Source organism: Amycolatopsis sp. NPDC000009 (assembly GCF_055563465.1).
In genome coordinates, this window is sequence record NZ_JBVHDI010000010.1 from 197,942 (window position 1) to 224,817 (window position 26,876).

27 protein-coding genes and 1 pseudogene are annotated in these 26,876 nt (G+C 68.1%); 19 read left to right on the top strand and 9 right to left on the bottom strand.

Translation table 11 applies throughout. From position 1 onward, the window contains the following. Positions 1-45: 45 nt before the first annotated feature. From ACZ3HL_RS25810 to ACZ3HL_RS25860, 11 genes are all read left to right on the top strand, one after another. Positions 46-885, top strand: a complete 840-nt coding sequence (locus ACZ3HL_RS25810; protein ID WP_465534271.1) for an LLM class flavin-dependent oxidoreductase — start codon at positions 46-48, stop codon at positions 883-885. 108 nt (positions 886-993) lie between these two features. After that, positions 994-1,461, top strand: a complete 468-nt coding sequence (locus tag ACZ3HL_RS25815) for a YybH family protein (RefSeq protein ID WP_465413944.1) — start codon at positions 994-996, stop codon at positions 1,459-1,461. Then, positions 1,419-1,637: a hypothetical protein gene (locus ACZ3HL_RS25820; protein ID WP_465534273.1), complete on the top strand. Its 219-nt coding sequence runs from the start codon at positions 1,419-1,421 to the stop codon at positions 1,635-1,637. Before ACZ3HL_RS25815 ends, ACZ3HL_RS25820 begins: the two co-directional genes overlap by 43 nt. A 282-nt stretch (positions 1,638-1,919) precedes the next feature. Next, positions 1,920-2,408 (top strand): DUF6653 family protein, encoded by a 489-nt coding sequence (locus ACZ3HL_RS25825; RefSeq protein WP_465534275.1) that lies wholly within the window; start codon positions 1,920-1,922, stop codon positions 2,406-2,408. Positions 2,409-2,483: 75 nt separating this feature from the next. Next, positions 2,484-3,098, top strand: coding sequence for a TetR/AcrR family transcriptional regulator (locus ACZ3HL_RS25830; RefSeq protein WP_465534277.1), 615 nt, complete (start codon positions 2,484-2,486; stop codon positions 3,096-3,098). A gap of 172 nt (positions 3,099-3,270) precedes the next feature. Continuing rightward, entirely contained in the window at positions 3,271-5,565 is a 2,295-nt protein-coding gene (locus ACZ3HL_RS25835; protein WP_465534279.1) for an ATP-binding protein, read from the top strand. Positions 5,566-5,917: 352 nt separating this feature from the next. Further along, the gene (locus ACZ3HL_RS25840) at positions 5,918-6,409 is read left to right on the top strand and encodes a carboxymuconolactone decarboxylase family protein (RefSeq protein ID WP_465413957.1); all 492 of its coding nucleotides are present in this window, start codon (positions 5,918-5,920) and stop codon (positions 6,407-6,409) included. 21 nt (positions 6,410-6,430) lie between these two features. Then, entirely contained in the window at positions 6,431-7,180 is a 750-nt protein-coding gene (locus ACZ3HL_RS25845) for an SDR family oxidoreductase (RefSeq protein ID WP_465534281.1), read from the top strand. Positions 7,181-7,206: 26 nt separating this feature from the next. Continuing rightward, on the top strand, positions 7,207-8,343 hold the full coding sequence (locus tag ACZ3HL_RS25850; protein ID WP_465534283.1) for a cytochrome P450: 1,137 nt from the start codon (positions 7,207-7,209) through the stop codon (positions 8,341-8,343). Next, positions 8,340-8,720 (top strand): hypothetical protein, encoded by a 381-nt coding sequence (locus ACZ3HL_RS25855; RefSeq protein ID WP_465413964.1) that lies wholly within the window; start codon positions 8,340-8,342, stop codon positions 8,718-8,720. The genes ACZ3HL_RS25850 and ACZ3HL_RS25855 overlap by 4 nt, the downstream gene beginning before the upstream one ends. 42 nt (positions 8,721-8,762) lie before the next feature. Then, positions 8,763-9,446, top strand: coding sequence for an NAD(P)-dependent oxidoreductase (locus ACZ3HL_RS25860; protein WP_465534285.1), 684 nt, complete (start codon positions 8,763-8,765; stop codon positions 9,444-9,446). A gap of 461 nt (positions 9,447-9,907) precedes the next feature. Here ACZ3HL_RS25860 and ACZ3HL_RS25865 read toward each other — a convergent pair whose 3' ends face one another. Beyond that, positions 9,908-10,603 carry a transporter gene (locus ACZ3HL_RS25865; protein ID WP_465534287.1) on the bottom strand — a complete coding sequence of 232 codons (696 nt, stop codon included), beginning with the start codon at positions 10,601-10,603 and terminating at the stop codon, positions 9,908-9,910. Between the two features lie 212 nt (positions 10,604-10,815). On the opposite strand from ACZ3HL_RS25865, the gene ACZ3HL_RS25870 reads away from it, so the two are divergent. Beyond that, entirely contained in the window at positions 10,816-11,424 is a 609-nt protein-coding gene (locus tag ACZ3HL_RS25870) for a TetR/AcrR family transcriptional regulator (protein ID WP_465534289.1), read from the top strand. 2 nt (positions 11,425-11,426) lie between these two features. Here ACZ3HL_RS25870 and ACZ3HL_RS25875 read toward each other — a convergent pair whose 3' ends face one another. From ACZ3HL_RS25875 to ACZ3HL_RS25900, 6 genes are read right to left on the bottom strand one after another with little or no spacing between them, the layout of a single operon-like run. Further along, positions 11,427-12,881 carry an aldehyde dehydrogenase family protein gene (locus tag ACZ3HL_RS25875; RefSeq protein ID WP_465534291.1) on the bottom strand — a complete coding sequence of 485 codons (1,455 nt, stop codon included), beginning with the start codon at positions 12,879-12,881 and terminating at the stop codon, positions 11,427-11,429. 20 nt (positions 12,882-12,901) lie between these two features. Beyond that, on the bottom strand, positions 12,902-13,999 hold the full coding sequence (locus tag ACZ3HL_RS25880) for a Zn-dependent alcohol dehydrogenase (RefSeq protein ID WP_465534293.1): 1,098 nt from the start codon (positions 13,997-13,999) through the stop codon (positions 12,902-12,904). After that, complete coding sequence (locus ACZ3HL_RS25885) at positions 13,996-16,320, bottom strand: AMP-binding protein (RefSeq protein WP_465534295.1); 2,325 nt, start codon at positions 16,318-16,320, stop codon at positions 13,996-13,998. The genes ACZ3HL_RS25880 and ACZ3HL_RS25885 overlap by 4 nt, the downstream gene beginning before the upstream one ends. Then, positions 16,317-17,078 (bottom strand): gamma-glutamyl-gamma-aminobutyrate hydrolase family protein, encoded by a 762-nt coding sequence (locus tag ACZ3HL_RS25890; RefSeq protein ID WP_465534297.1) that lies wholly within the window; start codon positions 17,076-17,078, stop codon positions 16,317-16,319. Before ACZ3HL_RS25890 ends, ACZ3HL_RS25885 begins: the two co-directional genes overlap by 4 nt. Further along, a complete protein-coding gene (locus tag ACZ3HL_RS25895) occupies positions 17,075-18,412 on the bottom strand; it encodes a glutamine synthetase family protein (protein WP_465534299.1) in 1,338 nt (445 codons plus the stop codon). Before ACZ3HL_RS25895 ends, ACZ3HL_RS25890 begins: the two co-directional genes overlap by 4 nt. Continuing rightward, on the bottom strand, positions 18,405-19,064 hold the full coding sequence (locus tag ACZ3HL_RS25900; RefSeq protein WP_465534301.1) for a hypothetical protein: 660 nt from the start codon (positions 19,062-19,064) through the stop codon (positions 18,405-18,407). The genes ACZ3HL_RS25895 and ACZ3HL_RS25900 overlap by 8 nt, the downstream gene beginning before the upstream one ends. A 200-nt stretch (positions 19,065-19,264) precedes the next feature. Here ACZ3HL_RS25900 and ACZ3HL_RS25905 point away from each other — a divergent pair, with 200 nt between their 5' ends. From ACZ3HL_RS25905 to ACZ3HL_RS25920, 4 genes are read left to right on the top strand one after another with little or no spacing between them, the layout of a single operon-like run. Further along, on the top strand, positions 19,265-19,645 hold the full coding sequence (locus tag ACZ3HL_RS25905; protein ID WP_465534303.1) for a hotdog domain-containing protein: 381 nt from the start codon (positions 19,265-19,267) through the stop codon (positions 19,643-19,645). Next, the gene (locus tag ACZ3HL_RS25910; RefSeq protein ID WP_465534305.1) at positions 19,642-21,162 is read left to right on the top strand and encodes a flavin-containing monooxygenase; all 1,521 of its coding nucleotides are present in this window, start codon (positions 19,642-19,644) and stop codon (positions 21,160-21,162) included. Before ACZ3HL_RS25905 ends, ACZ3HL_RS25910 begins: the two co-directional genes overlap by 4 nt. Continuing rightward, positions 21,159-22,202 carry an alpha/beta hydrolase gene (locus ACZ3HL_RS25915; protein ID WP_465534307.1) on the top strand — a complete coding sequence of 348 codons (1,044 nt, stop codon included), beginning with the start codon at positions 21,159-21,161 and terminating at the stop codon, positions 22,200-22,202. The genes ACZ3HL_RS25910 and ACZ3HL_RS25915 overlap by 4 nt, the downstream gene beginning before the upstream one ends. Next, entirely contained in the window at positions 22,199-23,551 is a 1,353-nt protein-coding gene (locus ACZ3HL_RS25920; protein WP_465534309.1) for a flavin monoamine oxidase family protein, read from the top strand. The genes ACZ3HL_RS25915 and ACZ3HL_RS25920 overlap by 4 nt, the downstream gene beginning before the upstream one ends. Before the next feature lie 22 nt (positions 23,552-23,573). On the opposite strand, the gene ACZ3HL_RS25925 is transcribed toward ACZ3HL_RS25920, so the two are convergent. Continuing rightward, positions 23,574-24,227 (bottom strand): enoyl-CoA hydratase/isomerase family protein, encoded by a 654-nt coding sequence (locus ACZ3HL_RS25925; RefSeq protein WP_465534311.1) that lies wholly within the window; start codon positions 24,225-24,227, stop codon positions 23,574-23,576. A 10-nt stretch (positions 24,228-24,237) separates the two neighbouring features. Further along, a pseudogene (locus ACZ3HL_RS25930) lies at positions 24,238-24,531 on the bottom strand (MFS transporter); the annotation flags it as partial. 303 nt (positions 24,532-24,834) lie between these two features. Here ACZ3HL_RS25930 and ACZ3HL_RS25935 point away from each other — a divergent pair. Genes ACZ3HL_RS25935 through ACZ3HL_RS25945 form a run of 3 tightly spaced genes read left to right on the top strand, consistent with a single transcriptional unit; the run spans position 24,835 to position 26,691 of the window. After that, positions 24,835-25,392 carry a carboxymuconolactone decarboxylase family protein gene (locus ACZ3HL_RS25935; RefSeq protein WP_465534313.1) on the top strand — a complete coding sequence of 186 codons (558 nt, stop codon included), beginning with the start codon at positions 24,835-24,837 and terminating at the stop codon, positions 25,390-25,392. Beyond that, entirely contained in the window at positions 25,382-25,882 is a 501-nt protein-coding gene (locus ACZ3HL_RS25940; RefSeq protein ID WP_465534315.1) for a DUF4396 domain-containing protein, read from the top strand. The genes ACZ3HL_RS25935 and ACZ3HL_RS25940 overlap by 11 nt, the downstream gene beginning before the upstream one ends. Positions 25,883-25,893: 11 nt before the next feature. Then, the gene (locus ACZ3HL_RS25945; protein WP_465534317.1) at positions 25,894-26,691 is read left to right on the top strand and encodes an alpha/beta fold hydrolase; all 798 of its coding nucleotides are present in this window, start codon (positions 25,894-25,896) and stop codon (positions 26,689-26,691) included. Positions 26,692-26,876 lie beyond the last annotated feature (185 nt).

The window sequence follows — 26,876 nt, forward strand, 5'->3', positions numbered from 1 at the left end:
GGGTTACATGTAAACATCTACGACGAAGGACGGACGGATATGCGCATGTTCGGGCTGAGCCTGTCCACTTCGGCCGCACCGGGTACGGACCCGGTCGGTGACGCCAGGGCGGCCGAGGAACTCGGGGTCGATTTCGTGTCGGCTTCCGACCATCCCTGCGGCACCGAGCCGACGTACGAGGTGTGGACGCTGCTGACCTGGGTCGCGGCCGCCACCTCGCGCGTCCAGGTGGCCACCAGGGTGCTCGGCATGCCGTACCGGCCTCCCGCGATGGTGGCGAAGATGGCCGAGAGCCTGCACCGGTTCTCCGGCGGCAGGCTCATCCTCGGCCTCGGCGGCGGCTATTCCGACGACGAATTCCGCGCCTTCGGGCTCGGCGTGCCCTCGCCGCCGGAAAAGGTCGACGGCATGGTGGAGGGCATCCGCATCATCCGCGGGCTCTGGTCGGAGCCCGCCTTCACGTTCCGCGGCAGCCGATACCACACGGAGAACGCCGACCTGGAGCCCAAACCCGAGCGGCCGATCCCCATCTGGCTCGGGACGTACGGCGCCCGTGCCCTGGAAGCCACCGGCCGCCTCGCCGACGGATGGATCCCGTCGTACGGATTCGCGCCCCCGGCGCACGCCGCGCGCCTGAGGGAACGGGTCCTGGCCGCGGCCGAGGCGAGCGGGCGGACGGTGAACTGCGTCTACAACGTCCCGGTCCACGTCGGCGGCTCCCAGATGCCGGAAGGAATCGTGTCGGGCAGCGCCGAAGAGGTGGCCGAGCGGCTGCTCACCTTCACCGGGCTGGGATTCACCTCGATGAACCTCACGCCGACAGGGGACTTCAAGCAGCAGGCGGAGCGCCTGGCCGACGTGGTCGCCATCCTCCGCTCGGCCTAGCGATCCGAAGCGCCTGACAATCCGGGGGGTCGCGTCGTCGGACCACCGGGACCGTCACCCGCCGAACCGGCGAGGCCGGAATTCCCGGACGGTAAAAGGGAGAACACGATGACCGCGATCGATTCCGATGTCAGGGAATTCCTGGAGAGCCGGGTCGGTGCCGCCGAAGCGAAAGACATCGATCGGCTCATGTCCCACTATTCGCCCGGCATCGTCTACTACGACGTCGTTCCCCCGCTCCGGTTCACCGGAACCGACGAGGTCCGCGGAAACTTCGTGCGGTGGTTCGACGGCTACGACGGACCCATCAGCCTGCGGACGCACGAGTTGACCGTCGAGGTGAGTGGCGACGTCGCCTTCGCACACATGCTTCACCTGGATTCCGGGAAACGCGCGAACGGCCTCGAGTCCGCGATCTGGGTGCGTTCGACCGTCGGTTGCCGTCGATCGAACGGCGCGTGGCTGATCACGCACGAACACATCTCGCTCCCGATCGACGGGGAAACCCTGCGGGCCTGGTTCCCGCCGGAGACGTGGGCGGCACCAGGTCGGATCACGCGGCGGACGCCGGCCTGACGGCGAGGTCACAGGTCGTCGAAGGTCGTTTCTACGCCGAGTTCGAACGCGGCGACGAAGTCCTGCTCCCCCAGCGCTCGCCGGGTGGTGGCCGTGATCCGCTCGACGCCACCTTCACCACCGGCGCCAGGCTGACCGTCGACGGCGGACTCGGGCAGGGCATCTCCGCACCGTGATGTTCCGTCACGCGGCCGTCGGACCGCGCGACAAAGGTGACCGGCCCGCCCGTGGGGAACCTACGGGCGGGCCGCGCCATGAGGGCGGTCCCTTCCCCCACATCGCGACCGTCGACGGCCGCCTGTGCCCGAGGTCACCCACGGCACCCATTGAAAACAGATTCTAAAAATGTTTTTATATTTTGGACACAGGGTTCACCCGGGACCGAGGAGTGGACATGACGACCACGGACCACGACCTGACCGAAGCCGCCGCGATCTGAACCAGCGAAAGGAATTCCCATGACGGGCAAGAAATCCGTTGCTCGCGCGATGCTGATGAGCGACGACACCTGGCGGCGTCACGCCAATCCCTGGAGTGTGTGGACCCGCTTCGGCGCGATCCCGCTGATGATCCTCGCGGTCTGGAGCCGCGCCTGGATCGGCTGGTGGTGCCTGGCCCCGATCGCCCTGGTCGCCGCGTGGCTGTTCCTCAACACCCGTGTCTTCGCCCCGATCGAGAAACCAGTCGCCTGGAGCTCCCGCGGGATCTACGGCGAAGGACTTTGGGTCAGCGGAACCGCGTCCGTCACCCCCGAGCACCGCAGGCTCAACCGGCTGCTGATGGCCGTCGGAATCACCGGCTTCCTGCTCATCGGATACGGCCTGTCGGCACTGGAGATCTGGCCGACGCTGTTCGGGGTCACCATCTTGACCCTCGGCCAGCTCTGGCGCATCGACCGGTTCGCCCGGCTCTTCGACGAACACCGTCGCCACGCCCGGCCGGAATAGCCGCCGGCTGGTCGCAGGACGGCCCGGCCGCCCTGCGACCCTGTGCCCAGATCGTTCACCAGGAAGGTTCCCCCGATGCCGCCCGCGTTCTCGTCCGAGGAAAAGGCCCGTATCACCCAGCTGCTGCTGAAGAACGGCTACGAGCTGTTCACCCGGCGAGGCCTGCGCAAAACCTCGCTCGAGGAGCTGGTCGCCCCGACCGGTATGGCCAAGAGCAGCTTCTACCAGTTCTTCGACTCCAAGGAAGCCCTCTACCTCGAGCTGATGCTGCACGAAACCGGGACCATCAAGAAGAAGGTCATCGAAAACGCGCTGCACACCACCGACGACACCCGCGACGCGCTACGCCGATTCCTGCGCGCCACCCTCGACGAGCTGTCCACCAACCCGCTGTGGCGCCGGCTCATGACCCACCCCGAGGAGATGACGGCCGTCGCTCGCAAGGCCGACCCCCAGCGAGCCGCCGCCATGAGCGACAACCCCGCCACCGCGCTCATCCACTACGTCACCGAGAAACACCGCGACGGCGAGCTCGTCGACGCCGACCCCGACGTCATCGTCGGCGTCCTGCAGACCGTACTGCTCGTACCGCTCTACGCCGAGCGACTCGGAGACCCCGCCGACTACCCCGAGATCCTCGACCTCCTCATCGACATCATCACCGCCGGACTCGTCCAAAGCCGCCACTGACCCCGTGCACCGTCAAGCTTCCTGGAGTTCCCCGGCGCCGTCGTCACCGGCGGACCTCCCCGACCGTGTGGTGGCGGTCGTGACCTTCGCGGATCGTCGCGAAACGGCTCGTACGCCCGAATGGACGAAAGCACGTTAAACTGATCATCCGTGTCGTGGAGCCGGATGCGAGGTGCACGTGCTGTACTCCGTTCCTTCCGGCGCTGGGCGGCCCGCCGGCACTACACCGCCCCCGGCGGAACCGACCAGCTACATCGGCCGCACCCAAGAGGGTGCCGAGATTCGCCGGTTGCTCGGGCGGTCACGGTTGGTGACGCTCGCCGGTCCCGGCGGGGTGGGCAAGACGAGGCTGGCGGCCAGGGTCATGCAGGACTCGGTCCGGGCCTTCGAACACGGCGCGGTGTTCGTGGAACTGGCCCCCGTGCGAGACGGCGCGCTCGTGGCGAACCTGGCGGCGGACCGGCTCGGTCTTCAGGATCGGTCCGACGCGTCGGCGACCCGTACGGTGATCGAGCACCTGCGGAACCAGGCATGCCTGCTGGTACTGGACAACTGCGAACACGTCATCGACGCTTGCGCCGGGTTCGTCGCGACGATCCTGGCCGAATGCCCGCGGGTCGTGGTGCTGGCCACCAGCAGGCAGTCGCTCGCCGTCGCCGGTGAGCGACTGGTCCCGGTCCAGCCGCTGCCGACCGCGGACGCGGTGCTGTTGTTCCTGGACCGCGCCGCCTCGATCTGGCCGGACGCCGTCGACGGGGAAGCGGCGCAAGACGAGCTGACCGAGCTATGCCGACGGCTGGACGGGCTCCCCCTGGCGATCGAACTCGCCGCGGCCAGGATCCGCTCTCTCTCACCGGCACAGATCCTCGAAAGGCTGACCGGGCAACTCACCTTGCTGACCACCGGCCCACGCCTCGCGCCGCTCCGGCAACAGACGTTGCGGGCCACCATCGACTGGAGCCACGAACTGTGCTCGCCTGCCGAGCGGACGGTATGGAGGCGCGCCTCGGTCTTCGCCGGCTCCTTCGATCTCGACGCCGCCGTCCAGGTGTGCGGCGACGGCGACATCGCGTCTGACGCGGTCCTCGACCTGATCGACAGCCTGCTGGACAAGTCGGTCCTCGTCCGCCGCGACGAACACGGCGCCGTTCGTTACCAGATGCTGGAAGTGCTGCGGGAGTACGGCCACGAGCAACTGACGAAATGCGGTGAGCAGGACGAGACCGCCCAACGGCACCGGGACTGGTACAGCGGGCTCGTCACCCTGGCCGACGAAGAATGGCTGAGCCGTCACCTGTACTGGATCGAACGGCTGACCCAGGAGCACGCGAACCTGCGCGCCGCGCTCGACTGGTCGCTCACCCGGGGCCAGGAGGTGGGTGTGGCGCTGGTGATGGCTTCGCGCCCCTTCGAGTACTGGTTGCTGCGCGGGCTCTCCTCCGAAGAACGCATGTGGCTCGACCGCGCTCTGGCCGCGGCGGCGTCCGACGACCCGGAACGGCCGTTCGCGCTCTGCGTCGCCGCACTGCACGCCCTCTGGCAAGGAGATCAGGAGAATCTGGACAGACTTCTGGACGAGGTCGAGCGGCTGGCGGCCGCGGGCACGGACGAGGAATTGACCGCGCGCATCCTGCACGTCCGCGCCTTCGCCGCCATGATGGCGGCCAAACCCGAGTCCGTCGATCTCGCGGCCGAGGCTTGTGCGATCTTCCAGGCGCACGGCCTCGTGCGGGCCGAGCTGCACCCGTTGTTCATCCACGGTGTCTCGGTCGCCTACCGGGACCGGGACCTCGCCACCGCGCGCCGCCTGTTGTCCAGGATGAACGCCGTGACCGCCGAGCACGGGGCGACGTTCTACCAGGCGATGTCCCTGTTCGGGCTGGCCATCGTCGAGGTCGAGTTCGGCGACACCGCGGCCGCCGCCGAGGCGGCGGCCGAGGCACTACGGCTCGACGTGCTCGCCGGTGACCTCCATGGGCGTGCCTACCGGATCGACACGCTGGCCTGGATCGCCACCCGGCAAGGCGAGCACACCCGTGCGGCCACACTGTTCGGCATCGCCGCCACGGTCTGGGACCGCATCGGGACCTCACCCGATTTCGCCGTCGCCGTCCCCCACCGCCGGCATCTCAAGCAGGCCCGGCAAGAACTCGGTGACGCCAGGTTCGACGAGGCGTTCACCGCCGGCCGCGCACTCCCCGCCGAGGAGGGCCTCCGCTACGCCCTCCACGAGCATGTTCCCGAACCCGCGCCGACAGCAGGGAAACCCGCAGGCCCCTTGAGCCCACGGGAAACCGAGATCGCGGGACTCATCGCCCAAGGACTGACCAACCGCGACATCGCCACGAAACTGGTGATCTCCCCACGCACGGCCGAGACCCACGTCCAGCACATCATGACCAAGCTCGGCTTCCATTCCCGGGCACAGATCGCGGTATGGCTGGTCAGCAATGACGGGACCGCCTAGTACTCCATCCACACCTCGTGAAAATCGTCGCCGTGGCGGCCCTCGCAGCGAGACGAGCGCGCGACGTTGCTCTCGGAAGCCGAGGCCTACGCGGCGGCGGAGCTGCTCGGCCGGTTCGCCCTCAGCGAGCCATGGAGCGCGTTGAACCGGCTGGCCGCCCCCTGGCCAGCCGGATCTACCACCGCCTGGGCGCCTGAACGGCAGTGCCAGCCGCGCCCGGATCTCGGCGGCGACGGCACTCCTCCCGTTGTGACACCGAAGCCCAGTGGCCTGTGTCACAAGCCCGTTCTGTCACGGGAATCGGGTCGCCGGGATCTCTTGGGCACGACGCCAAGAGAAAGGAAGCCCACCCATGGCGACGACGACGGGCCCGCGTTCACGCATGCCCAACCCGATCCCTTTCGTCCCCGAGATGGCCGAAGTCGCGGGCGGTCTGCACAAGGTCCTCAAGAACGGCGCGATTCCCCCGACGACCATCGCGCTGCTGCAGCTGCGTGCCGGGCAGCTGCTCGGCAGCACGTACTTCACGATCCGCGAAACCGGCACTCTCCGGCAGGCCGGGGAGCCCGAGGAACGCATCACCGCGGTGGCGACCTGGCAGGACGCCACCTGCTTCACCGACCCGGAGCGGATCGCGCTGGAACTCGTCGAGGCCGTCCTCACCCCGAATCCGTCCGGCGAGCGGGTCCCCGATTCGTTGTACGCCAAGGCATCCGCTTGCTACGACGCCAAAGCGCTCTGGACGCTCGTCATGGCGATCGCGCATATCGGCTTCTTCGCCCCCGCCGCGCTCATCGCCAAGCCGATTCCGGGAATGCCGCCCGGCCAGAACTACACCGACTGACTTTCCCGAAAGGTTCGAACCATGAGCAAGTTCGCAGTGGCCGGAGCGACCGGCCGGCTGGGACGGCATGTCGTCGACGTGCTCACCGAACGAGGACACCACGTCGTGCCGATGTCCCGGGCCACCGGCGTGGACATCGTCACCGGCGAAGGACTCGCCGACGCGCTCACCGGAGCCGAAGGCATCATCGACGTCGCCTCGTGGCACGGCTCCGAACAGGAAGCGGCGGCGGAATTCTTCCGCGCATCGGCCCGCAATCTGCACGAAGCCGGCCGCCAGGCGGGGGTCGCCCGGATCACCGCGGCGTCCATCATCGGCGCCGACAAGGCCACCGCCGGTTTCCTCGCCGCCAAGAAGGTGCACGAGGAACTCCTCCTGGCGGGCCCTCTCCCCGTTCGCCTCCTGCGAGCCGCGCAGTTCCACGAGTTCGTCGGCCAGCTCCTGGACTGGCAGCAGGGCGACGTCGTCCACCTGCCCGCCCTGCCCACCCAGCTGGTGGCCTGCCGCATCGTCGCGGAGGAACTGGCCGACCTCGCCGTCGCCCAGCAGGATCCGGGACCGCCGATCCCCGAGATCGCGGGGCCCCGCAAGGAAATCATGGCCGACGCGGCCCGCCTCCTCGCCGCCCGCCGGGGCATCGAGGTCGTCGGCGTCGACGGCTCCGGCATGCCCGACGCCGAACTCGCGGCCGCCGGCGCTTTCCTGCCGAGCCCGCACGCCAAGCTCACGGGCCCCACGTTCGCCGAGTGGCTCGACGCCCGGAAAGGCTGAAAATGACCGAGGCAATGCCGCTTCACATGCGAAGGAACGGTCTCAACCCGGTCGCGGAGCTGGCGAAGGCCCGTGACGGCGAGGGCGTCGTGCGAGTCGAGACTCCGTTCGGCCTGCCCGCGTATCTGGTCAGCCGCAAGGAAGACGTCCGCCAGGTGCTGGCGGATCCGGCCCGGTTCAGCAGCGCACTGACGCCGGTGCCGGGGAACGGCCCCACGGCGGGACAACTGATCAGGCTCGACCCACCCGACCACACGCGCTTGCGGCGGCTGCTCACCCCCGAATTCACCGTCCGGCGGATGAGCAGGCTCGAACCGCGGATCACCGAGATCGTCCAAGCGGCCCTGGACGATCTGGAGCGAGCCGGTAAACCGGCCGATCTGGTGACGCACTTCGCGTTGCCGGTGCCGTCGCTGGTGATCTGCGAGCTGCTGGGTGTCCCGTACGCCGACCGCGGCGAGTTCCACCAGCGTGCCGTGCGGATTCTCGACACCTCGCTGCCGATGGACCAGCGGGTCGCGGCGCAACGGGAGGACCACGACTACATGGCGGGCCTGGTGGCCCGCGCCCAGGCGGATCCCGGCGAGGACATGCTGGGCATGCTGGTGCGGGAACACGGCGACGAACTCGGCTCGGACGAGTTGACCGGCATCGCGGGCCTTCTGCTGCTCGCCGGGCACGACACGACCGCGAACATGCTCGGCCTCGGCACCCTGGCCCTGTTGTGGCACCCGGACCAGTTGGCGATGCTCCGCGAGGATCCCGGGCTGATCGAGCCCGCCGTCGAGGAGTTGTTGCGCTGGTTGTCCGTCGTCCAGTCGCTGCCGCCGCGGACGACCACGACGGACGTGGAGATCGGCGGGCACCGCATCCCGGCGGGATCGCTCGTGATCTGTTCCCTTCCGGCCGCCAACCGCGACCCCGCCCTGATCGACGATCCCGAGACGTTCGACATCACCAGGGGAACCACCGGCCACGTCGCCTTCGGGCATGGCCCGCACCACTGTCTCGGGGCGCCACTGGCGCGAATGGAGCTGCGCATCGCCCTCCCGGCGCTGCTTCGGCGCTTCCCCGGCCTCGCCTTGGCCGACACGGAAGAACCGATGGACTTCCGTGTCTTCAGCCTCGTGTACGGCGTGCGCGCGTTGCGGGTGACCTGGTGAGCGACATCCGGCGTCCCAAGTTCTTCGGCCTGCTGAAGGCGAGCACGGTGTTCCTGGCGGCCACGCTGCTGGTGCAGGGAATCACCGCTGGGCAGCTCCTGTCCGGCGAAGGCGGCAGCTCGGTGCATCACGCCACGGGCCCCTTCGTCACGGTCGCGATGGTCGTGCAGCTCGTCGCCGCGCTCCTGGTGTGGCGGGTGGGCCGGGGATCGGCGCGATACCCGGCCATCAGCGCGATCCTCCTGGTGCTGATCGGCGTCCAGTTCGTGGTCGGCGGCAGCGGCGACCTCGCCGTCCACGTGCCGCTCGGGGTGGCGTTGTTCGGGGCGAGCACCGTGCTCGTCGCGCAGGTCTGGTCGCCTCGTCTCGCAGGCTGATGCCCTCGCCCTGTTTCCCGCAGACAAGAACGGAAGCAGCAAATGAAACTGACCATCTTCGGACCGACCGGCCTGGTCGGACAGCAGATCCTGGCTCAGGCCATCGCCGCGGGCCACGACACCACGGCGGTGGCCCGCGATCCGGCGAAACTCGGGGCCCAGGTGCACAGTGCGCCGAACGTGCGGGTGGTGACCGCGGACCTGAGCCACGCGGATCCGGGCCCGCTCAAGGCCTCGGTCGACGGCGCTGACGCGGTGCTGTCGGCGATCGGACCGCGCAAGAAAGCCGAGCACGGCATCGTCTCGAAAAGTGCCAGGGCGCTCGCCGCCGCGGTGGAGTCCGCGTCGGTACCCCGCCTGCTCGTCGTCAGCGGGGTCGGTGTCTCGACCGTGCCGACGCCCGGCCGCCCGCACCCGCCCAAACGCGAACCGGGCGCGGGGCTGATCATGCAGTACTTCGCCACACCGGTGGCCAAGCGGGTGCTCGGCGCTCATTTCATCGATGTCGCGCTGATGGAGGACTTCATGCGCGGCTGTGACCTGGACTGGACGGTCATGCGGGTGCCGTACGTGATGGACCGACCGCCGACCGGCCGCTACCGGACGGCCTACGGGCACACCCTGCGCGCCGCCCTCCGCATCGCGGCCGCGGACGCGGCCGAATTCATGCTGCGGCTGATCGACCAGCCCGAGGCGAGCAGGAAGGTCGTCACAGTCGCGTACTGACCGCGCTACCGGTAGCGGTGCGTGGACGCGCTCCTCGGCCCCGCTGTCCGTAGCGATCAGGACCGCGCTGTGGGAACGGTTGCGGCACAACACGAAAGTCGGCGTCCCGGTCTCGCTCGGTCGTGAGCATCAACGTCGCGAAGCCACCGAGCTGACTCGTGCGACCAACTCGAGACGACCGCTGAGACCAGCCAGCCCCTTCCCGACGTCCGTCGCGGGGCCGGGGCGCCTGACGTCCAGTCGTGTAGCCAGCTGCTGTAGAACTTGTTGAGCCGGTCGGCAAGGTCGCGAGCAGTGATGGCGTGAAACTCGATCGCGGCGTCGCCGACCCCTCATGCCGATCTGCCCACCGCGGTCCGCATCCGCGATGACGAACTTCTGGACGCCGTCGGACGGTTCTTCGGTCCTGACCGTACGTCCATTCCGGAAGCCGACCTGGCTGTCGTCGTTCGATTCGATGCTCAGGTCCGGGCAACGCTGGGTTTGCCCGCGGCCGGTTCGGCACCGGTCTTCACGTTGTGGTCGTGCAGGGCGCGGTAAGCGAAGTAGTACACGAACATCTGGAATCCCCAGGTGGCCAGCGCGGCGCTGTAGAAGAGCGTCCGGTGTGCGTCGTCGCCCGGGAGCGGGAAGAAGTCGTAGGTGATCGCGATGACGGAGCCCGCGATGGTGACCAGCGCGGCGCTCACGGCCTGCTTTGTGGCACCGATACGCCAGAGCCGCCAGACGAAGTAGGCGAGGAACGCCGTTGTGAGCACGTTGACCACGACGAAGAACGTCGCCGGACCGACGTGCAGCTGACCGGCGCGGAACTGTTGCAGGTAGAGCCCGGCGGCGGTGGCGAGAGCGAATACTCCGACGTCGGCCGCGACGGAGGGCTTGTACCGGTGTGTCACGCGCATCAGGCCCATGACGAGAATGAGGGTGATGCCGACGGAGCGCGAGAAGGCGTCGAAGAAGTACGCGATGCTGTACAACGGGCCGCTTTCGTCTCCACCGAGAAGTGCCCAGAGAAGAAAGTTCGATCCCGAGGTGGCGACGATCATCCATTCCAGGCCGAGCAGGTAATTGCCGTAGCGCCGGATGAATTTCCAGCCGAAGCAGAAGCCGGCGAAGATCATCCAGAGATCGGCCAGCATGAAGAGCAGGTCCTTCATGTCATGTTTCCTTCGGTCATGCCTTCGCCTCTGAGCAGAAGGCGGAGTTCGGGCCGGCGGCCGAAGCCCTGGGGACGCTGCGCGGATTTGTGATCCGACCCATAGGCTACGCCGGTCTTAGTCATCCGATCAAGTCATCTGCCCAAGTAGTCTCGCTGCTAGGCTTGCGTTGACTTAATCAAGCGTCCAACTACGTGCACCGGGAGGACTTCGTGCCACGGATCTCCGCCGCGCAACGGCGTAGCGACTTCATCAAGGCCGCGGTGGAGGTCATCGCGGCCTACGGCATCGAGGGCGCGACGACCCGACGGATCGCCGAGCAGGCGCAGGCGAATCTGGCGATGCTGCACTACTGCTACGACTCCAAAGAGGATCTCTTCGCCGATGTCTACGAGTTCGTGGCGGGCCGGTACCGCGACGCGCTCGAGGGCGACGACTCCCCCGGTGACGTGCGGGAGACGGCTCGACGACTCCTGCGCGGGGTCATGGAGTGTTACCTCGAGTCGGCCAGCTTCACCGCGGCGACGGTGGAACTCATCAGCTGGGCACGGCGCCAGCACGGAGACCGCGGCATCGCGGTGTACGACAAGGCTCTCGAAACGGTGCGCGCCGCACTTCGCGACGCCGAGCCGGACCATCCGATCGAACCGGAAGTCATCGACGAGATCGCCTTCGTCCTCGCCACCTTGGCCGACGGTTTCGCCGCGAACTGGTTGACCTACGGGGATCGGACCGCCGCGCTGGGGCAGATGGAAATCGCCACATCGGTCCTCGACAGCTGGCTCGCGGCCCGGCTCGGATCCACCGCCGTCGGGCGATGACGTCACAGCAGTAAGTCGGGCGAATCGACACCGACGACCCGGTCGCCGCAGAAGACGCGCACCGACTCCGCCGGGCCGTGGCCGCCGATGCCCGCCGGACCCCAGAAGCTCTGCGCCGAGTCGTCACCGAGGTCGGCGACTTTGGCGCCGTTGACGCGCACTTCGCCGGCCAGGATGCGGGAGCCGACGTCGATCGCCCGGTCCGTGTCGGCGCCGAACACGTACGCGTCGAGCCCTGACGGATGGGCATTGGCGACGCGCAGCGCCTGCTCGTCGGAGTCCACAGCGTGCAGCGAGACAACCGGGCCGAACAGCTCGGCGGTGGCCTGAGCCGGGTCTGCGCCGACCGCGATGGCGGGCGACAGGAAGTAGCCGTCGAGCTCGGGCAGGCGGGCGGGCTGCCGGATACTCGCCCCCAGGTCGCGCAACCCGTCGATCCTGCTCTTGAGGGTCTCGAAGTGCGGTGCGTTGGAGATCGGCCCGATCTGGACGTCCTCGTCGAGGGAGTGGCCGACGACGAGCTTGGAGATCCGCTCGGTCAAGGCTTCGAGGAGAGGGGCGATCAGGCTGCGGTGCGCGAGGATCTTGCCTGGTCCCTCACACCACTGACCATTGAGTTTGGTCATGCCGTCGAGTATGCCGTCCGCGGTGACGTCGAGGTCGGCGTCGTCCAGCACGAGCACCGGATTGTTCCCGCCGAGCTCCAGCTGCAGGACCTTGAAGTCTTCCGCGGCCGCCCGTGCGATGGCACGCCCGGCGGCGGGCCCGCCGGTGAACGAGACGATCTTGACGCGGGGGTCGGTGGTCAGCCGGGCGCCGACGTCGCCGGCGCCGTGCACGAGCTGCAGCGCGCCGCTGGGCAAGCCGGCCTCGACAAAGCACTCGACGATGATCTGTGCGCTGCCGGGCGCGTGCTCCGAGGGTTTGAGGATGACCGGGCAGCCCGCGGCCACGGCGCTGGCGAGCTTGGCCGCGGGGATGAAACTCGGGCCGTTCCACGGCGTGAGGATCGCGGCGGGCCCCCACGGCACCTTGTGGAGGCGGACGTCGCGGCCGCCTGCGGCCAGCGCGGTGACGCGCGGGATGTTCACCAGGTCCGCCGCCGACGCCCGGATCCTCATAGGCAGGAAGGCCGCGACCTTCCGCGTGACGCTGATCGGCGTGCCGCTGGTCAACGAGTCCGTCCGGGCGATGTCCTCGGCCCGGGTCTCGACGATGTCCGCGACGCGTTCGAGTATCGAGGCGCGCTCACGCCGCGCCTCCTCGTCCCAGCGGCCGATGTCGTACACGCGCTCCGCGTGCCGCAGCGCCCGCTCGATTTCGTCGGGTGCCGTCGTGACGGAGCGGTGGACGGGTTCGCGTGTGTTGGGGTCGACGTTCCATGTGTCGGGGATCGTCTCGGCTTCGCTCCAGGCATCGGCGATGTAGTTCGCCGGCCGGGGAATCTGGTTGCTCATCTTCACGTTTCCTTCGCCGGTCAGGATTGGAGATCGACGACGACGCGGGTGACGTCGCCGGACTTCATCGCTTCGAAGCCTTCGTTGATCTCGCCGAAAGGGAGCACGCGCGTCACCATCTCGTCGAGCAGCAGACGTCCCTGCTGGTAGAGGCGCGCGAGCTGGAGGATGTCCTGCCGCGCTTGACCCGAACCCATGTAGGAGCCGATGAGCCGCTTCTCCTCGAAGAAGAAGTCCGAGGCCGGGACGCTGAGTTCGGTGCCTCCAGGTGCGATCCCGACCAGGCACGCGGTCCCCGTCGGGCGCACCAGGGCGAGGGCCGTCGCGGCGGTGCGGGCCGAGCCGACCGCCTCGAAGGCGTAGTCCACTCCGTCACCGAGCAGGCGGTGAACTTCCGCGACCAGGTCGTCGTCCCCACCGTTGACGACGTGGGTGGCGCCATAGCCACGCGCGGCCTTGAGGCGGGCGTCGTCCAGGTCGATCGCGACGATGGCCGAGGCGCCGGCGAGCCGGGCGCCTTGGACGATGGCCGATCCGACGCCGCCGCAGCCGATGACCGCGACCGTGCTGCCCGGGCGCACCTTGGCGCCGCGGAAGACCGCGCCTACACCGGTGATGACGCAGCAGGCCAGGAGGCATCCGACGTGTAGTGGAACGTCGTCGGGGAGCTTCACCAGGGAGTTCTCGCGCATGAGGACGTGCCGGGAGAACGCCCCGATGTCACCGAGCCGCTCGATCGGCTCACCTGCCGTGGTCTGGAACGCGGGCCGGGGACGGCGGCGGATCTCCCCCACCCGCCCGCACTGGGTCGACCGCCCCGCCTCACAGTTCGCGCAGCGGCCGCAGGACGGGGTCAGCGCGCCGACCACACGGTCACCGGGGCGTAGCCCGGATACCTGTGAGCCGACCTCTTCGACCACGCCGGCCACTTCGTGACCGACCACGACCGGCAGCTCGGTCGGGACCGTTCCGGTCATGTAGTGCAGGTCGCTGTGGCACAGCCCCACGTTGGTGACCGCGACCCGCACCTCGTGCGGCTCCGGATCGTCCACCCGGATGGTGGTCAGTTCGAGCGGTTCGCCGACGGCGGTCAGCACCGCGGCCTGGGTGTCGATCATGTGGAGGTCTCCTTTTCGGTGTCCCTTGTGGACAGAAAGGCCTGAATGCCCGCCGTCAGAACTCCGCTCTCCCACGCCCGTGCCGCGGCGAGGTCTTCCCGAGTGAAGGCCGCTTCGACGTCCTCGGCCGGTGGGCGCAGGAGCGCGAGATGCAGGGCCGTCGTGTTGCCCTGGGGCGTCCACTCGACGACGGTGTCGATGGCACGGCCGATCAGGGCGCCGGGCTCGACGATCTCGTCGAGCAGGCCGATCCGCAGCGCTTCGTCGGCCCGGATGCGAGGGGATCCGAGTACGACTCGCATCGCGTGGTTCCCGACGAGCCGCCTCAGCAGCAGGCTGGACGCGTTCGAGATCGTGATGCCCCGGCCGTTTTCCGGTTGGTAGTACACGGTTTCCGGGGTGCCGATGCGGGTGTCGCAGCACAGGGTGATCTCCGAGGCTCCGCCGACCGCGATTCCGTTGACGGCCGCGATCACGGGAACCCTCGTCTCCAGAATCGCCCTGGTGATGTCGTGGAAACTCGCGAACGCCTCACGCATCCCGGCTTCTGTCGACGGTGCGCTGTGGAGATCCTCGCCTGCGGAGAAGGCCCGGCCCTCTCCGGTGAGCACGATCCCGCGCACGCTCTCGCCGGTGCCGAACTCGCGGATGACGGATGCCAGCCGCCGCCGAATGGCGACGTCCATGGCGTTGAGCTTCTCGGGGCGCCGGAGGGTCAGCACTGCGACGTCCCGGACGACTTCGATGCCGAGGGATCCCCGTCGTGCGCCGAGGTCGTAGGTCACGCCGGGGTCGGCCGCGGCTCGGGCCTTGAGTGCCGGTTTGGCGATGCGTTCGGACGGCGTGCGGGGGAAATCGCTGACGAACTCGATGTAGCGCGGCACTTTGAACCGCGCGAGTTCCTTGCCTGCCCGCTCGACGATCCGCTCGGCCGTCGCCAGTTCGGCGGGAACACTGGCCGCCAGCCGGACGAACGCCTTGACCTCCTCGCCGAGGGTCTCGTCGGGTTCGGCGACGACGGCTGCTGAGACCACCAGGTCGTCGCGCTCCAGTGCGGTCTCGACTTCGACGCTCGCGACGTTCTCGCCGCCGCGCCGCACCATGTCCTTGATCCGGCCGACCAGCCGGATTCCGTCGGGGCGGCGGACGACGACATCGCCGGTGTGGAGCCAGCCGTCCCGCATCACCCGGGCGGTGTCTTCAGGGCGGTTCCAGTAGCTGTTCATCATCGGTGTGCCCGCGATGATCAGCTCGCCGGCCTCGCCGTCGGGCACCTCTGCGCCGTCGGGATCGACGACGCGGATCTGTTTCGTCGGTACCGGCCGCCCCAGGCTCCCGCTCCCCACCGCGTCGGCGTCATCGAAGGGGCTGAACAGGTCGATGCCGGACTCGGTCATTCCGTAGACCTCGCGCCACGGAGCACCCCATCGTTCCTCCAACCGGGCGTGGAGTCCGCTCGGGATTCCAGAGCAGAAGACGAGGCGGAGGTCGTTGTCACGGTCTTCGGAAGAGGGCGGTTGCTTGAACAGCAACGTCGGCATGGACCCGAGGACATAGAAGAAGGTCGCACAGTGCCGCCGGACGTCCGCCATGAAGGTCGACGCGGAGAATCGTGGCAGTACAACCAGTGGCGCGCCGATCGTGAGGGCGAGTGCGGTGTTCCACTGTGGGTCCATATAGGAATAAGGTTGGGCTGTCAGGAGAACGTCGTCAGGCCCGAGCCCGGTCGCCGACGCGCAGATCCAGCCCAGCCGGACCCAGTAGTCGTGGGTGAGCATGCACGCCTTGGGGAATCCGGTCGTTCCCGACGTGTACTGCAGATTCGCCAGCGACCTACCTTCGATCGGCACAGGCGGAGGCGTCGCCGGAAACGACTCCGACCCGTCATCGGCGACGTCGAAGACGCGGACGTCCTCACCGGCGACGACCCCCGCGATCAGCTCCGAGCGGTCGGCGTCGGTGAACACGACGCGTGCCCCGGAGTCCCGCAGCACGAAGTCGAGGTCGGCCCTTTGGTACGAGCTGTTGATCGGTACGGCGACCGCGCCCGCCTTCAGCGTGGCGAGCCAGACCACCGGCCAGTGCACGACGTTCGGCAGCATGATCGCGACACGCTCGCCCGGCCGGACACCGTCGACCTCGATCAGCCGGTGCGCCAGCCTGGAGGTCCAGTCGTCGATCTCGGCGAAGCTCCACGACCACTCGCCGAAACGCAGGAACTCCCGCTCCGGCGAGTCCTTCGCGCGTTCCGACAGCAGTTCCGTCAGGGTCGGGGTGGCGGGGTCGTCACCCGCCTGTCCGGGCGCCACTTTCGCGCTCATGGCAAGCTCCTTCGCCTCTTCGCCGCGGTCTGGACGATCCACGTCATCGCCGGGTCGTCGCTCTTCATCCACTCCGGGTGCCACTGGACGCCGAGCACCGGTGCACCCGGAAGCTCGATCGCTTCGATCACGCCATCGCTCGTCCGTCCGGTCACGACCAGGCCGGTGCCGCAGCGGTCGACGGCCTGGTGGTGCCACGAGTTGGTCATCACGTGCTCGCCGAACAGGCCGGCCGCGATCGAGCCTTTCTCGAAGGACACGAGGTGATCGGCGGTGCCGTCGGTCGGCGCGGTCTCCGCCGACAGATGGCTCACCGGCCCGGTCGGCAGGTCGTCGACGAGGGTGCCGCCGAGCGCGACGTTGAGCACCTGCATGCCGCGGCACACGCCCAGGATGGGAATCCCTGCCTCGAGCGCGGCCCGGGCGAGCCCGAGCTCGTATTCGTCCCGCGCGCTGTCGTGGACCATCGGGTCCAGCCGCGGATCGATGTCGCGGACCACACCCGGGTCGCCGCCCCAGAACGCCGGATGGACGTCTTGCCCACCGGTGATCACGACCCCGGACAGCCAGTGGCAGACGGCCGTCACGTCGGTGTCGTAGGAGAGATGCACCGGAAGCCCACCGGCATGCGCGGTCCGGCTCGCGAAGTCCGACATGTAGCTGTCGAGACAACGGTCTCCGTAGCGTTCGTCGGCTCCCTTGAGCAGCTCCAGCCGGAACCGCCTGCCGGTGATGCCGATCAGCGGACGCGCGCTCACGGGAACTCGAAATAACGCGTGGACTCCCACTGGGAGAGTTCGGCGTACGGGTCGCCGCCTTTGGTGTGGAACTCCATCCACTCCCAGCGCCGCGACGCGACCCAGAAGTCCACGAACTCGTCACCGAGGTACTCGCGCAGAAGCGGGTCGGCGTCCAGGGCCGCGCTCGCCTTCGACATCGTGTCGGGGATCCGGGGCACGCCTGCGCTGTCGGGCAGGCACCAGGCCATATCCGTGACCTGCTCCGGCGGTTCGATCTCCCGCTCGATACCCGCCAGCACCCCGGCGAGCACTCCGGCGAGCGCGAGATAGGGGTTCACGTCGGCACCGGGAAGCCGGTACTCGAGGCGCGAATACTTGGGGTGGCCGGTGATGGCCCGGACCGCGGCCGTCTTGTTGTTCTCACCCCAGCTGACGACGGTGGGCGGTCCGGTGAAGTCGACCAGCCGCCGGTAGGACGTGATCTGCGGCAACGCGAGCGAGGTGTTTCCCGCCATCGTGGCCAGCAGCCCGCCGACCGCGTGCCGCATCAGCGGAGACGGCCCGTCCTCGGCGAAGAACCGGTTCACCCCGTCGCTCTGGAGCGACAGGTTGATGTGGGCGCCCTGTCCATAGCCCGCCGTCGGCTTGGCCATGAAGGTCACCGTGTGGTCCTGCTCGAACGCGACCTCACGCATGACCTGCCGGGTCCGTGCCCAGGAGTCGGCCAGCGTGATCGGGTCCGCCGGCGGCAGATTCAGCTCCGTTTGCCCGGCGGCGGCCTCGTCGGTCCAGGCCTCCCAAGCGATGCCGAGCCGATCGAGGCGGTCGACGACCGCTTCCATGTAGTCGACCCAGTCCTTGGACCTCGCCAGGTGATACGTGGCCCCGGTGCCACCGCCCAACGGCGTGAGATCCCGGTACCCGCGTTTTCGTGCCTCCTGAACGGATTCCTCGAACAGGGTCGCTTCGATCTCCACGGCGACGATCGCGCTGTACCCGAGAACGGCGAGCCGGGCCACCAGCTTCCGCACGAGGTTCCGCGGGCAGATCGGCACGGGTGTGCCGTCCTTCAGCCAGTAGTCGCCGATGACCGAGTCCAGACCCGGCTTCCATTCGACGAGGGTCGACATGTCGGGGATCATCTGGATGTCGTAGAGGTTGCCGCGCCAGTCCGGGAAGGCGTCTCCGAGGACGATCTCGTTGCCGAGGTCGATCGCGAACAAGAGGTCGGCGAAAGCGAAGCCGCTGTTCCTCCCTGACGCGAACTTCGTGCTCGACACGGTCTTGCCCAGAAAGCTTCCGTCGTGGTTCGTCGCTTCGAGGCGCACGGCGCGGTGCTTGAGATCAGACATCGAAACGAACCCTCCAGGAAGCGGCCGTCATGACCGACAGTTGCGACAGCGTGCCTTTGACCTGAAGGCCGGCCGCCAAGGAAGCGGCGAAGTCGTCCGCTCCACTGAGGACACCGGCGAGCACGTCGGGTGGTCCCGCCATCAGGTACTCGGTCGGCCCATCGCCGAACCGTTGCCGCTCCGGGCCGCCGGGGCCATCCGCGTCGACGATCAACACATCGGGAATGCCGGGGATTTTTCTTGTCACCGCCCAGAAATTCTGGGCGGCCTCGCGCCAGTGCGGCAGCGGCGGCGTCAACGCGCGCAGGACTCCGGCGGCCAGGACGACGTCACCGGCGGGCTCCCCCACCGCGGCGAAGCGCGCCAGCAGATCGACGACGACCGTCGCGTCGGGCTCGCCCAAGACTCCACCGGTCACTGTGATCGCCTTACCCTCGAAGGAAATCGTCGCGGCCTGCGGTGTGTCGTGGGAGCGGACCGCCACGGTGCCGACGGATCGGTCCAAGACCTCCTGTGCGTGACCGATCCGCGAGGAATCACGCAACGTGCGTCCGATCAGCCGGACGACCGGGCTCGCATCGTCGTCGATGGTGACGGGAAAGGGCGGGCCCTCCCTTACGGGCGCCTCGGGGAACGTCATGATCTCGGCCATCCGCGGCCCTTCCGATCTTGGCGACGATCGCGCCAGAGTTAGTCAAATGACTCGATCAATTGACGAAGATGATGGGCGCCCCCTCGACCTTTGTCAACAGCCCCTTTCGGGCGAGCGCCCGGGACAGCCCCTTGACGAGGGGTCGAAGTTGTCACACACTCGATCACATGACTTAATCGGATGACCTACTAGGAGTTCTGATGCACGTCATCCACCAGCGCTATGTCGCCTACTCCGAGGCTCACTACGCCGGAAATCTCGTCGACGGCGCGTACGGCCTGGCGCTGTTCGGCGACGCCGGAACTCATCTCGCGATCGTCACGGACGGCCACGAGGGTCTCTTCGCGGGCTACTCGTCCGTGGAATTCCTGGCGCCGGTGCGTGGTGGCGACGTCATCGAGGTCGAGGCACGGCTCGCGGCGAAAGGCACCCGGAGCCGGACGATCGACTTCGAGCTGCGCGTCATCGCCCGGTCCGTCGACGGCACGGGCGGAGCGGAAATCCTCGCCGAACCCATCGTCGCCACCCGCGCCCGCGGGACCGGCGTCATCCCCGCCAACCGAGAAGGAAGTGCAGCATGAAGGACCCAGACGCGACGGAATCCGCCGACATCGTCGTCATCGGCGCCGGCATCTCGGGTATCGGCGCGGCCCAGCACCTGAGGAACGACTTCCCCGACAAGAAGGTCATCCTCCTGGAGTCCCGCGACTCGATCGGCGGCACCTGGGACCTGTTCCGCTATCCGGGCGTCCGGTCCGATTCCGACTTGCACACCTACGCCTACGAGTTCAAGCCGTGGCGGCATCGGAGCGCGATCGCCGAGGCGCCGTTGATCCGCGAATACCTCGACGAGACGGTGAACGAGTTCGGCCTCGACAACGTCCTGCGGCTCCGGCATCGGGTGACCTCCGCAGAATGGTCGAGCGCCGAGGCGCAGTGGACGCTTCAAGTGACCGTGACCGACGACGCCGGCACCGAACACACGAAGACCATCAAGACCCGCTTCGTCTTCAGCGCCACCGGGTACTACCGATACGACGAGGGATACACACCCCACTTCGAGGGTCGTGACGACTTCCAGGGCGACATCCTGCATCCCCAGCACTGGCCCGAAAACTACGACCACCGCGGCAAACGCGTCGTGATCATCGGGAGTGGCGCGACGGCGGTGACGATGTTCCCGGCGATGTTGATGGGCGACGACGCCGCGGCCCATGTGACGATGCTCCAGCGCACTCCCAGCTACATCGCCTCGCAGCCACGGGTCGACAACATCGCCGTCAAGCTCACCAAGCTGCTCGGAGCCAAGCGCGGCTACGCGGCCACGCGCCTTAAGAACGTCTGGATCGACTTCCTGCTCGTAAGCACCCTGCGCAAGTTCCCCGACTTCGGGCGGAAAGCGCTTCGCAAGTGGACGCTCAAGGAGCTTCCGCCGGACATCGACGTGGACACGCATTTCAATCCGCCGTACGCCCCTTGGGACGAGCGCCTCTGCGTCACGCCGGACGGCGAGTTCTTCAAGGCACTCCGAGACGGGAACGCCGACGTGGTCACCGACCGGATCGACCGCTTCACCGAGAACGGTGTCCTGCTGAAGTCGGGCAAGACCCTGGAAGCCGATCTCATCGTCACGGCGACCGGCCTCGTCATGCAGATGCTGGGCGGTATCCAGCCCACAGTGGACGGTGCTCCGGTGAAGATGTCCGACACCCTCCTCTACCGCGGCGCCCTCATCTCCGGCATCCCGAACTGGGCCATGATGCTCGGCTACACGAAGGCGTCGTGGACGCTCCGGCTGAGCAACGTGTGCCGCCTGGTCGGCGACGTGATCCGCCGCATGGACGCGAACGGGTACGACATCGCGGTCCCGGTCGTCCCGGACGGACTCGCCACCACGGACCTCCTCGACCTCACCGCGGGCTACATGCAACGAGCCAAACCCGAACTTCCCCGCCAGGGCACCGAACTGCCGTGGCAGATGCACACGACCTTCGTCAAGGACAACCGGCTCTTCAAAGGGCGGCTCGTCGACCGGAACATTCGTTTTTCCGTCCGAGCACCCGCCGCCGACCTCACGGGCGCGGCGGCCGACTCATGACCACGGCACGCCAGCGTCTCCAGCGGGCCTTCGTCATCGCCTTGAGCCGCACGCCTCCCCCGCTCCTCAGGCTGCTGGCACGCCCTCCGGTCAACAGCGCCGGTGATCGGATGGCGCCCGACGTCGCCCTCCTGATGAAGCTCACGGAAACCGGTGGCGACTACAGCGACCTGCCGGTGTCCGCCGCCCGGGAGATGACCGAACGCGACGCGGCGCTGTTCTCCGACCGGATCGCGCCTTGTCCGGTCGAGCAGGACGTGGATCTCGGCGGCGGACGGTGGGCGACCCGCTATAGCTACGGCACTCCGGGCCGAGGTTTGATCCTTTTCTTCCACGGTGGCGGATTCGTGCTGGGCAGCCGCGCCAGCTACGCCGCGCCGGCGCGGATGCTCGCCCTGGGAACGGGCGCCGACGTCCTGTCCGTCGAGTACCGGCTCGCGCCCGAGCACTCGTTCCCTGCGGCGCACGACGACGCACTCGCCGCGTGGCGGTACGCCGTCGACCACGCCGCCGTTTGGGGAGCCGACCCGCACCGGATCGTCGTCGCCGGTGAAAGCGCCGGAGGCAACCTCGCCGCCGTGCTCTGCCAGCAGCTTCGCAATGAAGCGATCCGACCCATGATGCAGGTGCTCATCCAGCCGGTCACCGACATCTCGGAACGACGGCCCTCCCAGACGGAGTTCGCCGGATCTCCCGCGTTGTCGGCCAAGCAGATCGCCTGGTTCATGGACCACTACCTCCCCGACGGGACCGACCATTCCGACCCACGGGTTTCCCCCTTGCTCGCCCGAGACCTGGCAGGTCTTGCCCGGGCCATCGTCGCTGTCGCCGGGTTCGACCCGCTCCGCGACGACGGACTCGCCTACGCCGCCGCGCTCACGGCGAACGGAGTACCGGCGGAGGTGATCCACGAACGCGAGCTCGTGCACGGCTACATCGCCTTCACCGCGATCAGTCCGAGCAGCAAGGCAGCCACGAGACGGCTGGTACGGACCATTTCCGCGGCGCTGACGTCGACATCTGAACGGAGCACATCATGACCGAATCCATCCACGAGCACACGGCGGACGTCATCGTGGTCGGCGCCGGTATCGCCGGGTTGATGGCGGCTACCACACTGTCCGATCAGGACGTCGTCGTGCTCGAAGCCGGCGGCCGGGCCGGAGGACGCGTGGAGTCGGTCCGGCAGGGCGACTACTGGATCAATCTCGGCACCCAGTTCACCGAGGGCACCGGCCCGCTGATCGAAGCCCTCGAACGCCACCAGGTCCACATGGGGACACTGGCCGGCAAGAAGGTGGCCCTCGCGCTCCACGGAAAACAGGTCGACACCTCGAATCCGTTCGCCCTGATGTTCCGCTCCCGGATGACCTTGCGGGACCGGGTCGCACTGGCGGCCGTCGGCGCGCGCATCCTCGCGGCGGCACCATTCCTGCAGCTGAACCCGGACAATCGCCTGGCGAAGCGAGTGCGGGCGAAGCTCGACGGACTCTCCGCGTCATACGTGCTCCGAGGGATCAAGTCCGACGTCGCGCGGGACATGGTCCGGTCCTGGTCCGGGCAATGGATGGGCTGCGAGCCCGAGGAGACCGCCGCGACCCAGTTCGTCATCTCGATGGGCATCCTCCTGACCGACCCGGCGAAGGTGCCCAACTTCTCCCTGCCGGAAGGAGGAAACCAGACCCTCACCGACATCCTGGCCGACGACCTCGGCGATCGGCTGCGGCTGAACTCCCCGGTGAATTCGGTGGAGCGAACAGAAGACGGCGTCGTCGTGGACTACCACGACGAGAGCGGACCCGCGCGTATCCGAGCCCGTCGCGCGATCGTGGCCGTTCCCAGCGATGTCGCGATCAAGATCCTGCCAGGCCTCCCGGCCGAGTACCGGACGGCGTTCGACGACATCCACTACGGCCGGTACGTGGTGGTGGGCTTCTTCACCAGCGAGGAAGGCCCGCAACAGTGGGACGACTACATCGCCGTGTCGACGCCCCAGCTGTCGTTTCAGGCGATGTTCAACCACGCCGCCGCCCTGCGCGGCCCCGGCCCACGCCAACCGGGCGGTGCGCTCGCCTGCTTCGCCGGCGGCGCCGTGGCCGACGACCTTTTCAAGCTCACCGACGAGGAGATCGTCACCCGGTTCACCGCGGACCTTCTCTCGCTCTACCCCGAACTCGAGGGGAAGCTCGGCGAGGGGATCGTCCGGCGCCACCACCGGGTCGTGCCGTTCTGGGCGCCCGGTGGACGCGCTTCACTGCCGACGCTGCGCGAACACCTCGGCCCCATCTATCTGGCCGGTGACTACCAGCTCGACATGCCCTCCCTCGCCGACGCCGCCTCATCAGGCGAACGGGCCGCCAAGGAGGTTCTGGCGGGCCTGGCGCGTTGACGAAAGAAACCCCTGCCGTCGGTCAGGCGTCCGTCCGCGGTGCGGCTCCGGGCGTCCGGGCTGAACTGTGCCTGTCGATCCAGGAGTTGGCGTTCGCCAGCCAGTCAGGGTGGCAGATCAACTCCGCCTGGGCAGGCGATTCGATGTCGTTGACAGTGGTGTGGAAGTCCGCGTCGGACGCACGACGGAGAGTGTCCTTGATCTTCCGGCTCGCGTGCGCGGGTACCGCCGCGATCCGAGCGGCCAGCTCGATCGCCGCGGTGACGGGGTCTTCGGTCACTTGAGACACGAGTCCGTGCGCGAGGGCCTGTTCGGCGTCGAGCGTGTCGCCGGTGAGCAGAAGTTCGAGGGCACGGGCGTAGCCGAGAATCCGCGGCAAAGTATGCGACAACCCGGCGTCGGGACCCATCGCCATGCGCACGAAGGTGGCGGCGAAGACCGTACTGTGTGCCGCGATCCGGATGTCGCAGCTCGCCGCGTAGCCGAACCCGCCGCCGATCGCGGGCCCGTTGACCGCGGCGATGGTGGGCTGCGGCAGCGCGTGGAGCGCGGTGGCACTGCGCATGAGATCACGCATCCAGGCTGTTTGCGCCTCGATGGTCATGGGCGCCATCTCGTCCAACGCGCTCAGGTCCATGCCGGTGCAGAACGCACGGCCCGCGCCGGTGACGACCACGGCGCGGATCGCCTCGTCGTGCGCGAGTCCGGTCAGCGCCGAGGGTGACGACCCAGCCGGCGGTGAGCATCTTCCGCGCGCCGAACAGGTCCGAGAGGCGTCCGCCGAGCAGCAGGAGCCCGGCGAGCGCGATGACGTAGGCGTTGAACACCCACGACAGGTCGCCCGGGGAGAACCCGAGGTCCTGCTGCATGGCGGGTAGTGCGACGCCGATGATCGAGGTGTCCATGATGACCATGAACTGGGCCAGCGCGATGAGTCCCAGCGCCCACCACCGTCGTGGGTCCGGGGTTGTCTCCGCCATGACGACCGTCCTTTCGAGAACACATTACCCCCAAGGGGTATGTGATGGAACTTGAAGGTAGATGCTTGAACCTCGCCGCGCAAGTACCTCTAGGGGGTATACATGTCGCGCTTGTCACAAGTTTCGCCGACCGCCGCAAAACCGCTTGCCCAACGGGAAGTCGTCGCGTACAAGTGCGAAGCCCGCCCGGAATGTCGGGCCCGTCCTCGGTCATTCACCAGCGGAACCGCCGACACTGGACAGGTACCCCATACGGGTATATTGTTCAGTTCGCGCCGCAGTCAGGGAACGCCAGGAGGAGTCGTGCAGCGTCTTGAGTCGCTCGATCCGGCAGACGCGCCGGCCAAGTCCGCCGAACTGCTCGGCGACATCATCGGCCGTCGCGGCTCGGTAGGCCCGATGGTGTCCGCGATGGCCCATTCCCCGGCACTCCTCCAGGGCTACCTCGACTTCTCGCGGGCCATGAAACGCGTCAAGATTCCCCGTGCGCTCAGCGAAAAGATCTCTCTCGCTCTCCAGGAGTGGATCGGCTGCGCCCTGTGCCTGGACGCGCACACCCTGGCCGGCCGCAAAGCCGGGCTCAGCGAGACCGACGTCGCCCTCGCCCGGCAAGGCACCTCGACCGACCAGCGGGAAGCCGCGCTGATCGCCTATGCGGTCCGGATTCTCGTCGAACCGGCTTCACTCGGCGATGAAGACGTCGCCGAGTTGCGAGCGCACGGCTGGAGCGATCAGATCATCGCCGACACGGTGGGACTGGTTGCGCTCAACCTGCTGACCGGTTCGTTCAATCTCGTCGCAGGACTCGAACCCGCGCCTGCCGAGCAGTCCACAAAGGAGAAACCCGCTCATGTCCACTGAGCACGAACACCACGGCCACGGAAACCACGGCGGTCACGAGCACCACGCAGCCAAGGCCTCGTGGGGAACGGCCGCGTCGGCCACCCTGCACTGCCTCACCGGCTGTGCCATCGGCGAGGTGCTCGGCATGGTGATCGGCACCGCGCTGGGCTGGGGCAACGTGGCCACCATCGTGCTGGCCGTCGCGCTGGCGTTCGTCTTCGGCTACGCGCTGACCATGCGCGGCGTGCTGCGCGCGGGCGTCGGCTTCAAGCAGGCGCTCAAGATCGCCCTCGCCGCGGACACCGTGTCGATCCTCGTCATGGAGATCGTCGACAACGGGGTCATGATCGCCGTTCCCGGTGCGATGGAAGCCGGGCTCGCCAGCTGGCTGTTCTGGGGTGCGCTCGCCTTCGCCCTGTTCGTGGCCTTCGTTCTCACGACGCCGGTGAACAAGTGGCTCATCGGCCGTGGCTCCGGGCACGCGGTCGTGCACGCCTACCACCACTGACAGTTTCGAGAATGGAGACCTTCACGTACGACGGCGACGGCTGCCCGCTCTACGCGATCTCCATCGGATCCGGGCCGCTCCTTGTGCTTCTGCACGGGGGCGGCCCGGATCATCACAGTCTCATCCCGCTGGCCGAGCAGCTGGCGGACCGCTACACGGTCATCCTGCCGGATGTGCGCGGCTACGGTCGATCGGTCTGCACCGATCCCGGCCGGCACACCTGGAGCCGTTACGCCGCCGACGTTGCCGCGCTTCTCGACCACCTGGGCGAACAGCGCGCCGTCGTCGGCGGAACCGGGCTCGGTGCCACCATCACCCAGCGCACCTGCCTCGAACATCCCGGCCGCGTCCGCGCCGCCCTTCTCATCAGCGTCGAAGACATCGAAGACGACGAGGCCAAGCAGGCCGAGATCGCGTTCATGGACGCGTTCGCCGAGCGAATCCGGACCGACGGTATCGATGCGGCCTGGGCGCCCGTCCTGCCTGACCTGGCTCCGGTCATCGGCGCGCTGGTGCGTGACGCCATCCCCCGCTCCGACCCCGCGAGTATCGCCGCCGCGGCCGCCATCGGCCACGATCGCTCGTTCCGCTTCGTAGACGAGCTCGCCGCGATCACCACACCCACCTTGGTCTTCCCAGGGATGGACCAGCGGCATCCGACCGCGCTGGCGGAGAACGCCGCCCATGTCATGCCCAACGGCCATCTCGCGCCCGTTTCCCTGTCGGATACCCTGCGCACCGCCGACGACCTCGCCGACGCGTTCGCGCCCGCCATCCGCCGGTTCCTCGCTGATCACCACGGTTCCTAGAACAGCCTGGCGGCTCCGCCCCGTCGTGAAAGCCACTTTCGGGACCTCAGACGTCGCGGAAGTGGCTTTCGCGGCACGCTTCGGTGGCGGAGTGGCCAGGACCGTCCACTAAGGACAGGATCGTTGGCCCTGACGCCACAAGAGGCGCTCGCGCGGCACCGGAAAGTGTCGCGCGAGCGCCTCGA